Origin of the sequence: Sphingopyxis sp. BE235, assembly GCF_031457175.1 — a bacterium.
GTDB lineage: Bacteria > Pseudomonadota > Alphaproteobacteria > Sphingomonadales > Sphingomonadaceae > Sphingopyxis.
Genome location: NZ_JAVDWC010000003.1, coordinates 317,193 through 330,158, shown reverse-complemented (window position 1 = coordinate 330,158; position 12,966 = coordinate 317,193). Strand labels below are relative to the sequence as shown.

Genomic DNA, 12,966 nt, shown 5'->3' with positions numbered 1-12,966 from the left:
TTTCCCAAATTTTCGCTTTCAAGGAGCGCCCGCGTCATGAAACCCCCGATCGTCCCGGCCCTGCTGGTCCTGGCAGGCCTGTCCGTGCCCGTATCGGCGCAGCTGCCCCCGCCCGAAGCTGCGGCCCCGCGCGTGGTCGAGGCCGTCCCGGCCGAAGCCTATGCAGCCCCGGCGATCGCGGTGCGGTCCGAACGCAAATCGCCGATGCTGAAAGACAAAGAGCTCGACACGCTGCGCGGCGGCCAGTCGCTCGTCATCACCAATCAGACGATGGACTCGATCGTCAGCGGCAACGTCCTCAAGGGCGACTATACCGCGGGTGCCGTCACGCTGAGCGATTTCGCGCTTTCCAATTTCAACGGTGTCGGCAATCTGCTGATCAACACCGGTGCGCAGGTCAGTGCCCAGAGCGGCATGAACCTGACCATCAACCTCGGCGATTGAATTCGCCATGCGGCCCATGCGCGCCTTGATCGCGGGCATGCTCTGCGCCCTTGCTGCGGCGCCCGCCGCCGCCGAGGTCCGGCTGACCGGACCCGAAACGGGCGGCAATTACCAGCTTCAGGTGATGACCTGGTGGGATATTCCTTTCCGCTCGGTCGTTCGCCAGCGCTATGATTTCAGCTGCGGTTCCGCCGCGATCGCGACCTTGCTCACCTATCATTATGGCGCGCCGACATCGGAGGCGATGCCTTTCCGCGCGATGTGGAAAACGGGCGACCGCGAGGCGATCCGCAAGGTCGGCTTCTCGATGCTCGACATGAAAAACTATCTCGCCTCGCGTGGCTTTCGCGCCGAGGGCTTCCGGATCACCGCCGAGCAATTGAAGCAGGTGAAGCGCCCGACGATCGTCCTGATGGACCTCAAGGGCTTCAAGCATTTCGTGGTCGTCAAAGGTGTCCGCGGCGACCGCGTGCTCACCGGCGATTCGGTCCTCGGCCTCAACGAATATTCGCTCAGCGATTTCGAGAAGCATTGGAACGGCATCGCGCTGGCGATCGTCGAGGGCGGCAAGAAGCGCCCGTCCTTCAACCTTGCCGGCGACTGGGGCCCCTGGTCGCAGGCGCCGCTCGAAGATGAGGGCGCGCTTCGCGTTTCGATCAGCGATCTGACGACCAACCTTCCCCCGCAATATCAGCTGACGCCGCAGATCCTGCTCGACGTGCGCGTCGGCACCGTGAAATGAGGCCGACCATGTCCCCCCGCATCCTCCTGCTCGCCTTCGCGCCCGTGCTCCTCGCGGCGAGCGAGCCCGCGGCCGACGATCCGCTTGTGGACGCCGAGACGGTATCGGACGAGGTGCTTGCGACGCAGCGCGGCGGTTTTGCCTTTCAGGGCATGGTGATCGCCTTCGGCGCGGATATTCGCAGCTTCGTGAACGACGAACTTGCGCTCCGCACGATCGTCAGCTGGACCCCCCAGGGATCCTCGATCGAACGCTTTGTGTCGCCGGCGCTGACCGCGGTCGACGCGGCGCAGATCCAGGGCGGCATCTTGACCAGCGGCGGCATCACCATGCGCGTCGGCGATGAACCGGTATTCCTCGCGAACAATGGCCAGACCGCGCTGATCCAGCGCACCGACGCGATCCAGAATGTTCTGATCAACACCGCCAGCAACGTCTCGCTGAACCAGCAGGTCGACGCCGTACTCGACATCAGCGGCTATGAAGGGTTCCGCGACGCGCTGGCGTCGACGCGGATGAGCGATGCGATCGGCGCTGTGATGGGCGCGCAGACGGTCGGCGCGCTCGGCAACTGAACGACCCCCCGCCCCTGTTTCGACAGGGACGGTTCACCTCGCCCCGCCTCTTTTGGCGGGGCTTCTTTATGTGGTTCTTATCGGGTTGGGCTCGGCCGCCCGGATCATAGTTTCCCGCCGAACGGCATGCGCAGCGTGATCGACACGTCGGGCGCATCCTCGGTCACGCCGATTTCGAAGCCCATGTTCAGAACGTCGCGTTCGGTCAGGCGGTACGACATGCCGAAATTGAGCGAACCGACGTGGATATAGTTGGATTTCTGGTTCGTATCGCCGATTTCGGTCTTGGTCGGGAAGATATAATTGTGCCGGTAACCGAGCGAGAAGGAGAAGCGCGGGTTGAGCGCGAAACCGAAGCCGATATTGGCCGAAACCGCATCGCCCGGATCGACGCGCCCGATCAGCACCTCGCCGACCAGTTTGTTCACGTCGCGCGGGATATGATAGAGATAAGCCGCGCCCCCGTAGATCACCGCGGGATCCGACGGCATCAGGAAATTGAGCCCCGGCTGCACCGCCCAGAAACCCGACCCGGTGGCGAGCCCCGTCGCGACACCAAATTCGTCGTAGCCGACCTCGAACGGCCCCTTGCCCGTGTCCGACTTTACACGCAGCGTCCCGACGAAGATCGGCTTTTGCCCGACCGGGCGATTGAATTGATAGCGCAGCGAGAATTCGGCGTCACCGACCCCGTCCTCACGCAGCGCGATCGACCGGACGATGCCTTCGTCGCGCTGCTGGACGACCTCGATCCGGTCGTTGCGATAGAGATAGGGAATGCGCACCTCGGCCTCGAGCCGGTCGCTGATGCCGTAGCGCAGCGAGGCCGTGCCGACGAGCGTGTCGCGGTCGGCGTCGGTCGCCTCGATCAGCCCGATCTGGATCCCCGGGATCAGCTCGATCCCGCGAAAGACGAGACGATTGGTCGACGAACGCGTATATTCGAACGAGGGTTCGAAAATGAGGTTGCCGGCGCGCGTCAGCACGCCCTGTCCTTCGGGAACTGCGGCGACGCGTTCGGCGGTCGACTCGCTCGGCGGCGGCGCCTCGCCGACCGGCGCATCGGGCAGCGCGACCGCGTCGCTGCCGGGGCCCGGAAGCGCGGGGCCGGCAATGCCCTGCCCCATGCCGGTCCCGCGGAACATGTCGAGCGGCGCTTCGGCGAGCGCGAAGGAAGAGAGCCGGTCGATCTGCGCCTGCTGGGTGATAAGCTGTCCCTGCATCTTCACGATATGCTGCCGCTGCTCGGCGAGCATCACATTCTGCTGGTCGATCAGCGCGCGCTGCTCGGCGATGATCCGGCGCTGCGCGTCGATCTCGCTCTCGACGCTCGCGGCGGGCGGGTTTTCGGGGGCGCCGTCCGGGGCCGCAGCCGCCGCGTTCCACGTCGGCGCGGTATCGAGAAAGGGAAGCGCATCGCACAGGCATTCGAGCGGCGGCGCTTCATACGCCTTCGCTTGCGAGGGCGCAAAAACGGCCGACAGGCCAACAGCTGCCACACCCATATGGCGCAGCACGGGCGGCGCTGACAGATTGGTCATGCGCCTGCCCCCTGCCCGGTGAAGGTTCGCCGCGGCTGCATCGCGCGCATATTGTCGATCGCGACGCCCATTTCTTCGCCGGCTATGGCGCGCAGCCCGTCGAGGTCGACCAGCCGGCACAATTGTGGCCCCTCCAGCTCGATCAGGCCCTGGCGAACAAAGCCCGAGATCGTCCGGCTGACCGTATGGATCGTCAGGCCCAGATGGTCGGCAATATCGCCGCGCGTCATCGGCAAGGGAATGCTGCCGAGCGCCGACAGCCGCTTCGCCGCGATCAACAGGAACGCCGCGACGCGTTCATTGGCGTTGCGGCGGCCGAGCAGGAATATACATTGGTTCGCGCTGTCCAGCGCGCGTTCGAGCGCCCGGTTCTGCCCGAGCGAATCGGGATCGCCATTGAGCGCCGGGCGGCGGGTCAGGATCGTGTTGGTGACCGCTTCGGCCGCCGCGTCGCGCGCGCCATATCCGACGCCGAACACATCGCCCTGATAGAAAAACCCCGTCAGCTGACGGTGCCCATCGACATGGAAATGACAGGTCCTGACGGTGCCCGAGATGACTTCGAACCAGCAATCGCCGGGATCCCCCTGCGAGAAAATAATCTCGCCTTTCCGGAATTTTAGGATGGTGTCCTGCGGAATCGCCCCGCGTTGAAATTCTGCCGACAGACCTTGCACGCCACGTCTCCAATCTGGAATTGGTATTTGCGGCGACCCCGTTTGCGAGTCTCATCTGCCTTTGCGGGTGCTGAATCCATCCGCATAAAAACCAAGGAATTCGTGTGTATGAACAGCCTAGGAAAATCACTTACGTAAATTTCCTTAGCATTTCAGGATATATTAAGGCTGAATTTCAGTATCATAGCTATATTGGCATGCGCCGTGCCGTTATATGCTTAATTAGCTTCGGTTAATTGATAAACAGCGCACAAACATATATCATCGAAGGCAGAGCAGGTGGGTTGCGGCAATTGCCGCGCAAAAGATGCTCGTCGGTCGCACTGTGTCTACGCCTTGGGTGTCAGGGGATTGCGCCGTGCATCAAAACGCTTTGAACGTCGAACCGCATTTGACCTTTCGCGAGCATCAAATACTCGAACTGGTCGCCGTCGGCTGCTCGGCCAAGCAGATCGCGATCGAGATCAACATCGCTCCACGAACCGTCGAACGGCACATCGAAAATGTGCGGCTGAAACTCAATGCGCGCAACCGCGCGCATCTGATAACCCAGGCCATGCACCTGGGCCTGCTGGTCATCGAAACACCGTCGCCCGACGAACCGACGCTCTTCGAACTCAAATGATGGTGCATCCGGCGTGAACGCTTCTGGGCACCGATAGCGAAAGCAGATGCTGACCGCCGGTTAGACCGGTGAATGCTGATGAAGGCCGGGAACGAGCGCCTCGCCCGGTCCCGGCCCTCATTCCTATCAGCTGTCAAATAAACGGATAGGTCACGCCATAATAGCCATAGACGCCGCGGCCGTAGTCGTCGGTATATTCGGGCACATTGTCGGTGCCATAGCGCGGCGCATCGACGAGCTGTTCCTTGGCGACGTCGACCACATAGCCGCCCTGGTCGATATCATAGGTCAGCATGTCCCATGGCAGCGGATAATGGTCGCTGCCGAGCCCGAACAGGCCGCCGAACTCCAGCACCGCATATTCGCTTTTGCCCGATCTTTTATCGATCATGACATTTGCCACCGTTCCCAGCTTCTCGCCTTCCGGGTTATAGACTTTCGTCCCTTCGACCTTGTCCGAAGCGATGAGACGATGCCTTTCGTTTGTTTCGAGGGTGTCGGCCATGACAATCTCTCCTTGATCCATTGAGGCTGCGCACACGGCCGATCGGGATCGGCCGCGCCCTCCCACTTCCCGATCAACGGAGCGCGATACCGCATGTTCCACCGTTCATCGCAATTCGCGCCGGCTCGCTCGTTTCGATGCCGCCGTGCCCGAACGACGATTCGAGCGCGCCCATATCGTGGGGAGTGTCTGCATGCGCCGCGAATGACCGCACCGGTCGGGCAAGCCGCGCCCGCGCGCTGACGCGACAGAAATTGTCAGGGCGAAGCGACGGGGTGTTCGCCCGCCGCTTGAAAAGGCGGCATCCGGCCCGCCGCTCGATGGCGCGCGATATGGTGCTTGAACGCGGCCGCGACATGCAGGACGAGGAGTGCGAGCGTGACGAACACCAAGAGTTCGTGAACGCCGCCAAGCCGTTCGCCGGCTTCTTCGGAAATTCCGGGGATCAGCGGGAGCGGTATGCCGCCAAGCATCGGCGTCACCGATTTGCCCTCCGCGCTCGCACCGCCCGACACGGCCATCAGGCCGGTAAGCGGCAGGGCGATCAGAAGGACGTAAAATGCCCGATGCGTCCAGACGCTCGCCAGACGTTCCCAGCGCGGCAGTTCGACCGGAAAGGGCGGCGGCGGATGCGCAAGGCGCCAGGCAAGGCGGACAAACGCAAGCAAGAGGATTGTTGCCCCGAGCGTCTTGTGCATGGTGAAGAGGTCGCCGCGCGCCGGGCCGCGGTCCATGCCGGAAAAGGTGAAGCCGACGACCACCTGCGCCACAATGATCAGCGCCATCAGCCAATGCAGGAGAACCGCGCCATTATTATAGCGCAACAGCCGTTCCTGCGGCGTGGCTTCGGGGACGCTCGCCATTTCGGTTCAACGCATCGTAAATACAAACGATCCATCGAGCGGGGAGTCCATCTTCCGGACAGACTGGCGCCCGCGGCGCTATTCGATCAAAATTCCGAGATCGTTTCATCCTCGATCGCCGCACGGATCATCCGGTCCCAGACATCGGCGTCGCCGACCGCGAGCATCCGCCCGCTCGGCTCGCGCAGTGTACGGAGCGCGGCGAGCGCGGCATCGGTATAGTCGGGCCATAATGCATCGACCGCCGGACCCGCCGACGTTAGTTCGCCTTCAGCATTTTTGCTCAGTGCATGACCGGCGAGCGCGCGCGCGACACGCTCGACGGGAGCGGTCGCTGCATGGTCGAGGTTGCCGTGCGACATGGTGGATCTCCTTTTCGTGACATGAGCTCAACGTCCGCATTGCCGCCGGGTTGCAGGTCGGCGCCGTTCGTAATCGAAACTGCTTTGTTCCGCCGCCTGCAACCGCCGACGGACACAATTCTCGATAAAAATTGCCGGCCCCACCTGCCGTCACGGAAACCTCGCGGCGCGCCGTTCGTTGCTCATTGCGTGAACGATGGGACGCGAAAGGAGTCGACGTGATTACCTATGCGCTTCGTTACGAGGACGACGGGATCGGCATCGAAAAACGGGTCGAATTCGAGGCCGATACGCCGGCGCAGGCGTTGTTGATCGCGCAAGGCGAGGCAGAGGGACGCTGGGCGGAACTCAGCGCGGACGGTCGGCCGATCTGCCTGCTCGGGCGCGAAAACCTGGGCGCCGGCAACTATTGGGTCATCCGGCATCAGCAGCATAGCGAGATTGTCACCCGCGCCAGCGCGCCACAGACCCCGGAGCGCGCGGTGTAGCAGACCGGAGCGCCGCCATATGGACTTTGCGATAGATCACCTCATCTTCGGCCCCGACGACGTCGATCTCGGACGCTCGCCGCTCGCCGGCGCGTTCGATGCCGAAACCTATGCGCTCGGCGCCTTCAACCCCGGCCTTACCCGGCTCGAAAACGGCAATCTGCTGATGATGGTGCGCGTCGCCGAAGCATTGCGCGATCCGATCGCCGATGGCCATGTGCGCGCCATCCGCTGGACCGAGGGCGGCTATCGGCTCGACGCCTGGCCGCTCGATCTTTGCGATACCGCCGACCCGCGCAAATTCATGGTGCGCGGCGGCGCGTGGCGGGTGATGGCGCTGACCTCGCTCTCCTGGCTCCTCCCCGTCGAACTTTCGCCCGACGGGCTCGAGCGCGTCGCGATCCACTATGACAAGGCGGTGACGCCGCAAGGCAGCTACCAATGCTATGGCGTCGAGGATGCCCGCATTTCGCGGGTGGATGACCGCTGGCTGATGACAACCTGCTCGGTAAGCCCCGAACGGCATTCGACAACGCTCTATAGCTCAACGAACGGGATCGACTGGCGCTTCGAGGACATCGTCCTCGATCACCAGAACAAGGACATGCTCATTTTCGAAGGCCGCATCGACGGGCGCTACTGGGCACAGACGCGCCCGCTGGGCGACCTCTATTTCGCCTATCCGCCGGGCTCGGAGTGGCGCGCGGGGCCGTCGATCAACCTGGCGACCTCGCCCGACGCCCTTTACTGGAAACCGCATCTCGCGCCGGGCATCCGTCCGCATGCCGATACGCTCGCAACCGCGCGGATCGGCGGCGGCACCCCGCCGATCCTCACCGATGATGGCTGGCTGACGCTCTGGCACGGGGTCGAACCCAAGGAAATTGTCGGTATCTACCGCACCTATTGGTCGCTGCTCGACCGACGCGATCCGTCCAAAATCCTGCGAACCGGCGACCAGCCGTTGATCGAAGCCAATGCCGAGCTCACGCGCCCGCTGGAAGACCGGCTCTACGTCCGCGACGTCGTGTTCACGACGGGGATCGCCGACGGAGGCGACCATTATGTCGTCGCCTCGGGTGAAGCCGACCTCGCCTGCCGCATTACCCATATTCCGAAGGCGATTTTCGCCGCCTGAGGTGCGACGGTCGGGCTGGCATCGAAAAAGTCCGGACACCATCACCGACCTGCAACTATCGCCGCGTCGCGCCGTTGCCTTCTTCGAGAGGAAAAACATATGGCAAAGGTGGCGGAATCGCATCCGGGCGCACCCCGGCTCCCGGGCTTCGCCGGGATACTCGGCGGCATCGCGCTCGTGTGGTTCGCAGCACGCGCGATACGCCAGCGGGCCCGGCCGGCGAAGGCCGACCGCCATTCGGCCGCTTTTCGCGACCGCGAGACCGATGCCGAAAATTTCGATCAGACACGATCGGCCGGCCCCGACGCGATGCGCGACGGGATCCGCCGGCCATGGGAGGCGATCGATCAGGCAATCGATGAGTCCTTTCCGGCGAGCGACCCGCCGGCAACTTACGGATCCGGGAATGCCCGCCCCTCAGGCGAGGTGGCGAAGTAGGTCGTCGATCGAGGCGGTCGCGAAGCCGATCGCGCTGTCCGATATGCCGAACGGAATGAAAAGCTCGTCGCCGACGCGCATCGCGCCGCAGGTATAGACGACATTGGGCACATAGCCTTCGCGATCGCTCTCGGCGGCGGCGAGGATCGGGCAGGACGTGCGCCCGAGGATGCGCGATGGGTCGTCGCGATCGAGGAGCGCCGCCCCCAGGCTGTATTTGCGCATCGCCCCGACGCCATGGGTGAGGAGGAGCCAACCCGCATCGCACTCGATCGGGCTGCCGCAATTTCCCATCTGGATGAATTCCCAGGGAAATTCCGGGCGCATCAGGATCGACCCTTCCTCGTCCCAGCGCGTTAGCGTATCGGACGCGAGCAGGGTGATATTCTTGCCGTCCTGCCGCCCGATCATCAGATAGCGTCCGTCGATCTTGCGCGGGAACAGCGCCATGCCCTTGTGCCGCGCGGCCCGTCCGGTGAGCGGGGCGAGGCTGAAGCTTGTGAAGTCGCGGGTGCGCAGCAGTTCGGAGCGGATCGCCTGCCCCGAATAGGCGGTGTAGGTTCCGATATATTCGGTGCTGCCATCGTCGTGAACGAAGCGCACGAGGCGGAGATCCTCGAGCCCGTTACGCTGCGCCTCGGTCACGGGAAAGAGGACGCTGTTCGAGATCGCGCTGTCGGGCTGGCGGTGCACGGTCACGGCATCGTCGGGACCGATATGATGGCGGTCGTCGGCAACCGCCGCCATCGCCGGCCCCGATTGCGGCCAGAGATGGAAATCGCCGCCGGGGCCGATGATGCCCTCTCGAAAGGCGACCGAGCTGATATGCCCCTCGCCCACCGCGCGCATCGACATCAGAAAGCGCTGCTGGTGCGCGGCGAGCCCCGTCTGGTCGGGATGCGGCACGACGCTCGGGTTCATCAGCGCCGCCGCGGCATAACTATATTCGTGACAGAAATAGGCACCAATCAGGCGCCGCTTGACCGGCGAGACGCTGCTGACGGCAAGCGCCAGATCCTCGGCGATCTCGGCGAAGCGTTCGTCGAAAATGCGGCCGATCTGCCAGTGTCGCTCGGAAAAATCCTTCCAGATCAGCCCAAGCTCGAGCTCCGCCTGGTCCTCGTCGAGCGCGACGACGTCGGCGACGAGTTGCGCGGCGCGCGGCGGTTCGGAAACATTCGACGCCCATGCAAGGTGGAAGGGTCGCAAGACGACCCGCGCGGGATCGGCGCTGAGCTTTTCATTGAGTATGTGCAGCGGCGACTGGTCGGGTCTGCAGATCAGCATCGATAAGGCCCGCCTTTTCTTTGATCCCTGCCTGCCAGAATAGGTCGTCCATCGCGTGATAGGCAAGGTGAAATGCCAGCACCGACTCGGCGCCGACAGTCGTATTGACGCCCCGCGGGGTCAGTCCGTCGCAGCAGCGCCCGGTCGCGGCGTTCGCGAGCGCGAGCGACCGGTCGTTGTCACCGTGGAACCAGCGCCAGGCCATATCGGCGCGCGCACTCCAGCGCGGCAGCCCGGTCGAGACGAAAGCCTCGCCGCAAGCGACAATCGTCGCCCATGCCTCGAGCGGCTGCTGGTCGAAGGGCAAGGTTTCGCCGGCGAGACCGAAACCCTCGGACCCCGCCGGGCGGAACCATCCGCCCGCGCCCGTCTGGCGGTCGCAAAGCCAGTCGAGCGCCGCAAGCCCCGCCGCCGTTCGGCGGCCAAACGCAACCTATGAGGAAGTCTCGAATTACGAGACGTTAACGATATTGGGACATGATCTCGACATGAAACGATCGGACACCCCCACACCGATCGAGTCGCCGTGGCGCTTGCGGATTTTCCCAAGCCCGGCGACTCTTCCGCTATCGGTCTATCGCGACTTCGTCGACATGCTGTTCAGCATGCGGCTTCCCATATTCGGCCTCGGCGCGGTGTTCGTCGGCGTGTGCATCCTTGTCGGCCGCGAGCTAGGCAGCAACTTTCTTCTCGCCCTCGGAGCGCTGGGGATGCTGACGACGTTTCTGCGGCTCGCCACGCTTCGCGCTTATTCCCGGGCTCGTCCGGTCCGCGATTTCGACGAGCTGAGGCGCTGGGAGCGCCGCTATGCGATCGGCAATTATGCGTCGGCCGTGCTGCTTGCGCTCCTCAATCTGGTAGCCATCGCCGCTCATTATCCCTTGCTCCACCTCATCACCGTCAGCCTCGTCTTCGGCTTTGGCGCGGGCATCGTTTCGCGGACCTCGATCCGGCCGAAAATCTGCGTAACCAGCCTGCTGATCGCGACCGTGCCGACCGTCGCCGCGCTGGCCTGGCACCCGATGCAGCCGCATGCGATGCCCCTCCATGCCGAGCTGTTTCTGATCGAGGCCTTCATCGTCGCCATGATAACCGGGCTCAGCCTCCAGACCGTTGCCCACCTCTATCGCTCGGCGGTCGAGCACCACACGGCGCGGCACGACATGGCGAAGCTCGCCCGGACCGATGCCCTCACCGGCCTGTCGAACCGCCTGCTGCTGCGCGAACTTTTCCAGGATCGCGCCGCGACGGCGATGCGCGCGAAGAATCTCGTCGCGCTGCATTTTCTCGATCTCGACGGCTTCAAGGCGATCAACGATCGCTACGGCCACCCGGCGGGCGATGCGCTGCTCGAACAGGTCGCGCGGCGGCTCGAAGGGATGGTGCGCAGCGACGATGTCGTCGCCCGGCTCGGCGGCGACGAATTCGTTGTGCTGCAGGTCGACCTGAGCGACGAAAGCGAAGCCGAACTCCTGGCCCGCCGGATCATCCGCGAGATCAGCAAACCCTATCTCGTGGACGATATATCGATGTCGGTATCGGTCAGCGTCGGGATCGCCACCGCCCCGAAACTCGGCGTCGAACTGGAACGGCTCCTCTCGTGCGCCGATGCCGCGCTCTATCGCGCGAAGGCCGGAGGGAAAGCGCGAGCCCTGTTCTGCGTCGAGGAAGACGCCGCGATAGCCAATATTGCGGCGTGACGCGGAGAGTGAACGAGCTTGCCGCGATCATTGGTATCGATGTTTCGGCGCGGCCCATTGACAGGGCGTCGTCGAAGTCTGCGCTTACCGGCTCGCCAAGACGAAATCGCCGGCATGCCGTTTCAGCTCGCCGAGCGCGATGCCGGGGCGATAGAGCGCGCCGCCCAGCCCGAACCCGGACGCGCCCGACGCTCTCCACAGCGCCAGTTTATCGGGGGTGATGCCCCCCGTGACGATCACGGGGACACCGGAAGGCAAGACCGTTTTCAACGCTTTCAAGATAGGCGGAGACGAGGCTTCGGCGGGGAAATATTTCAGCGCCGTCGCCCCGGCCGCATGCGCCGCGAACGCCTCCGACGGGGTCAGGAAGCCCGGGACCGACGCGAGGCCCGCTTCCACTGTCGCGGCGATGACGGCGGGGTCGGTGTTGGGTGACACGACGAGCCGCCCGCCCGCCGCGGCGACATCGGCCACCTGGCTGCACGACAACACCGTCCCCGCGCCGACGACCGCACGATCGCCGACCGCGTCGGCCAGAATCGCGATGCTGCGCAGCGGGTCGGGCGAATTCAGCGGGACTTCGATGAGGGTAAACCCCGCATCGACGAGCACCTCGCCCGCCGCCGCCGCCTCTTCCGGCCGGATGCCCCGAAGAATGGCGATAAGCGGGCATTGCGCCAGCGCCGCAGCGAAATCCATCATAGCTCCTTCCAGATTCGGGTGATGCCGGCGACAAAGGCAGCATGGCTGTCGACAAGGATCGCCGAGCCGCCGAGTTCCTCGATCGCGCAGCGGTAAAGCCCGCCAAGATGGGCGTCGGCAAGCACATGTACCGGCTCCGACGGATCGGTGAGGCGCGCGCGGACGTCGCTGCCAATAAGCAACCCGCTGGTGAAGGACGCGCTTTGTTCGAGCGGCAGCGAACCAAGCAGGCGGGCCGCGCGGACAGAGAAGAGCAGCGACAGCAGATCCTGCCCCTGCGCCTGGCGGACGCCCGCCAGAAACCCTTCGTTCGGTCCAACATCGCCGTCGAGCAGATCGGCGAGCAGGCTGTGCTGCTTGAGTAGCGCGAATAATTCACCGGTCATAGTCGTGGTGAAATCGACAAGCCGGCCGTCCGCGACCCGCGCCCATTTGCAATGAGTGCCGGGCTGACAGAGCATCGCCCCATCGGGCACCAGCCCCGCCTCGAGCGCGCCGAGAAACTGCACTTCCTCGCCGCGCATCACGTCGGCGCGGCTGTCGTCGAGGCGGCACACGCCGGGGACGATCGCGGTGCGCCGCGCCTCGATCCACTGCGTGCCGCGCGCGATGGCGGCAAAATCGGCGGGCGCCGGCACATAGGGAATTTCGTGCCAGCCGCGCTTCGACCCGACCATGCCGGCGCACAGCATCGGGGCATCGCCAAAGCGCGCACGAATGCCCGCCGCCTCGGCATCGAAACTGCCCGGCGCAATCGCCAGCACGCCGCGGTCGTCACGTTCGGTTTCGATCACCGCACCGCCCGCGTCGATGCTGTACACGCGGCGGTTGGTGGTGCCCCAGTCTACGGCGAGAAAATGTCCGTCCATGCGCCGTCCG

17 protein-coding genes are annotated in these 12,966 nt (G+C 64.3%); 8 read left to right on the top strand and 9 right to left on the bottom strand.

Annotation, left to right across the window (positions count from 1 at the left end):
* The first annotated feature begins 36 nt into the window (after positions 1-36).
* Genes J2X38_RS15240 through J2X38_RS15230 form a run of 3 tightly spaced genes read left to right on the top strand, consistent with a single transcriptional unit; the run spans position 37 to position 1,761 of the window.
* Positions 37-444, top strand: a complete 408-nt coding sequence (locus J2X38_RS15240; protein ID WP_310255251.1) for a hypothetical protein — start codon at positions 37-39, stop codon at positions 442-444.
* 7 nt (positions 445-451) lie between these two features.
* The gene (locus tag J2X38_RS15235; protein WP_310255250.1) at positions 452-1,186 is read left to right on the top strand and encodes a C39 family peptidase; all 735 of its coding nucleotides are present in this window, start codon (positions 452-454) and stop codon (positions 1,184-1,186) included.
* Between the two features lie 8 nt (positions 1,187-1,194).
* Positions 1,195-1,761, top strand: coding sequence for a hypothetical protein (locus J2X38_RS15230; protein WP_058537307.1), 567 nt, complete (start codon positions 1,195-1,197; stop codon positions 1,759-1,761).
* 104 nt (positions 1,762-1,865) lie between these two features.
* Here the strand turns inward: J2X38_RS15230 and J2X38_RS15225 are convergent, their stop codons facing one another.
* Entirely contained in the window at positions 1,866-3,302 is a 1,437-nt protein-coding gene (locus J2X38_RS15225) for a hypothetical protein (RefSeq protein ID WP_310255249.1), read from the bottom strand.
* Positions 3,299-3,979, bottom strand: coding sequence for a helix-turn-helix domain-containing protein (locus tag J2X38_RS15220; RefSeq protein WP_058537309.1), 681 nt, complete (start codon positions 3,977-3,979; stop codon positions 3,299-3,301). Before J2X38_RS15220 ends, J2X38_RS15225 begins: the two co-directional genes overlap by 4 nt.
* A 358-nt stretch (positions 3,980-4,337) precedes the next feature.
* On the opposite strand from J2X38_RS15220, the gene J2X38_RS15215 reads away from it, so the two are divergent.
* Positions 4,338-4,604: a response regulator transcription factor gene (locus J2X38_RS15215; protein WP_052187702.1), complete on the top strand. Its 267-nt coding sequence runs from the start codon at positions 4,338-4,340 to the stop codon at positions 4,602-4,604.
* 133 nt (positions 4,605-4,737) lie between these two features.
* On the opposite strand, the gene J2X38_RS15210 is transcribed toward J2X38_RS15215, so the two are convergent.
* From J2X38_RS15210 to J2X38_RS15200, 3 genes are all read right to left on the bottom strand, one after another.
* Positions 4,738-5,109 (bottom strand): PRC-barrel domain-containing protein, encoded by a 372-nt coding sequence (locus tag J2X38_RS15210; protein ID WP_310255248.1) that lies wholly within the window; start codon positions 5,107-5,109, stop codon positions 4,738-4,740.
* 257 nt (positions 5,110-5,366) lie between these two features.
* Entirely contained in the window at positions 5,367-5,972 is a 606-nt protein-coding gene (locus tag J2X38_RS15205) for a cytochrome b/b6 domain-containing protein (RefSeq protein WP_310255247.1), read from the bottom strand.
* Between the two features lie 86 nt (positions 5,973-6,058).
* Positions 6,059-6,334 carry a hypothetical protein gene (locus J2X38_RS15200; RefSeq protein ID WP_310255246.1) on the bottom strand — a complete coding sequence of 92 codons (276 nt, stop codon included), beginning with the start codon at positions 6,332-6,334 and terminating at the stop codon, positions 6,059-6,061.
* A gap of 218 nt (positions 6,335-6,552) precedes the next feature.
* Here J2X38_RS15200 and J2X38_RS15195 point away from each other — a divergent pair, with 218 nt between their 5' ends.
* From J2X38_RS15195 to J2X38_RS15185, 3 genes are all read left to right on the top strand, one after another.
* Entirely contained in the window at positions 6,553-6,822 is a 270-nt protein-coding gene (locus tag J2X38_RS15195; RefSeq protein ID WP_058537314.1) for a hypothetical protein, read from the top strand.
* 19 nt (positions 6,823-6,841) lie between these two features.
* Positions 6,842-7,960, top strand: coding sequence for a glycosidase (locus J2X38_RS15190; RefSeq protein WP_310255245.1), 1,119 nt, complete (start codon positions 6,842-6,844; stop codon positions 7,958-7,960).
* A 99-nt stretch (positions 7,961-8,059) separates the two neighbouring features.
* Complete coding sequence (locus J2X38_RS15185; RefSeq protein ID WP_310255244.1) at positions 8,060-8,398, top strand: hypothetical protein; 339 nt, start codon at positions 8,060-8,062, stop codon at positions 8,396-8,398.
* Here J2X38_RS15185 and J2X38_RS15180 read toward each other — a convergent pair.
* Together J2X38_RS15180 and J2X38_RS15175 are read right to left on the bottom strand one after the other, a co-directional pair.
* Positions 8,378-9,685, bottom strand: coding sequence for a glycoside hydrolase family 130 protein (locus J2X38_RS15180; RefSeq protein ID WP_310255243.1), 1,308 nt, complete (start codon positions 9,683-9,685; stop codon positions 8,378-8,380). The two genes, J2X38_RS15185 and J2X38_RS15180, sit on opposite strands and share 21 nt — an antisense overlap.
* Positions 9,639-9,992, bottom strand: a complete 354-nt coding sequence (locus J2X38_RS15175; protein ID WP_310255242.1) for a hypothetical protein — start codon at positions 9,990-9,992, stop codon at positions 9,639-9,641. Before J2X38_RS15175 ends, J2X38_RS15180 begins: the two co-directional genes overlap by 47 nt.
* 181 nt (positions 9,993-10,173) lie before the next feature.
* On the opposite strand from J2X38_RS15175, the gene J2X38_RS15170 reads away from it, so the two are divergent.
* On the top strand, positions 10,174-11,385 hold the full coding sequence (locus tag J2X38_RS15170; RefSeq protein ID WP_310255241.1) for a GGDEF domain-containing protein: 1,212 nt from the start codon (positions 10,174-10,176) through the stop codon (positions 11,383-11,385).
* 84 nt (positions 11,386-11,469) lie between these two features.
* Here the strand turns inward: J2X38_RS15170 and J2X38_RS15165 are convergent, their stop codons facing one another.
* Both J2X38_RS15165 and J2X38_RS15160 read right to left on the bottom strand, forming a co-directional pair.
* Positions 11,470-12,087, bottom strand: a complete 618-nt coding sequence (locus J2X38_RS15165) for a 2-dehydro-3-deoxy-6-phosphogalactonate aldolase (protein WP_058537318.1) — start codon at positions 12,085-12,087, stop codon at positions 11,470-11,472.
* Entirely contained in the window at positions 12,084-12,956 is an 873-nt protein-coding gene (locus J2X38_RS15160) for a 2-dehydro-3-deoxygalactonokinase (RefSeq protein WP_058537319.1), read from the bottom strand. Before J2X38_RS15160 ends, J2X38_RS15165 begins: the two co-directional genes overlap by 4 nt.
* Positions 12,957-12,966: the final 10 nt, after the last annotated feature.

Coding starts and splice junctions, on each gene's coding strand:
- J2X38_RS15160 (WP_058537319.1), bottom strand. CDS start 12,956: ATGGACGGACATTTTCTCGCCGTAGACTGGGGCACCACCAACCGCCGC.
- J2X38_RS15190 (WP_310255245.1), top strand. CDS start 6,842: ATGGACTTTGCGATAGATCACCTCATCTTCGGCCCCGACGACGTCGAT.
- J2X38_RS15185 (WP_310255244.1), top strand. CDS start 8,060: ATGGCAAAGGTGGCGGAATCGCATCCGGGCGCACCCCGGCTCCCGGGC.
- J2X38_RS15225 (WP_310255249.1), bottom strand. CDS start 3,302: ATGACCAATCTGTCAGCGCCGCCCGTGCTGCGCCATATGGGTGTGGCA.
- J2X38_RS15205 (WP_310255247.1), bottom strand. CDS start 5,972: ATGGCGAGCGTCCCCGAAGCCACGCCGCAGGAACGGCTGTTGCGCTAT.
- J2X38_RS15235 (WP_310255250.1), top strand. CDS start 452: ATGCGGCCCATGCGCGCCTTGATCGCGGGCATGCTCTGCGCCCTTGCT.
- J2X38_RS15230 (WP_058537307.1), top strand. CDS start 1,195: ATGTCCCCCCGCATCCTCCTGCTCGCCTTCGCGCCCGTGCTCCTCGCG.
- J2X38_RS15240 (WP_310255251.1), top strand. CDS start 37: ATGAAACCCCCGATCGTCCCGGCCCTGCTGGTCCTGGCAGGCCTGTCC.
- J2X38_RS15165 (WP_058537318.1), bottom strand. CDS start 12,087: ATGATGGATTTCGCTGCGGCGCTGGCGCAATGCCCGCTTATCGCCATT.
- J2X38_RS15200 (WP_310255246.1), bottom strand. CDS start 6,334: ATGTCGCACGGCAACCTCGACCATGCAGCGACCGCTCCCGTCGAGCGT.
- J2X38_RS15210 (WP_310255248.1), bottom strand. CDS start 5,109: ATGGCCGACACCCTCGAAACAAACGAAAGGCATCGTCTCATCGCTTCG.
- J2X38_RS15170 (WP_310255241.1), top strand. CDS start 10,174: ATGAAACGATCGGACACCCCCACACCGATCGAGTCGCCGTGGCGCTTG.
- J2X38_RS15180 (WP_310255243.1), bottom strand. CDS start 9,685: ATGCTGATCTGCAGACCCGACCAGTCGCCGCTGCACATACTCAATGAA.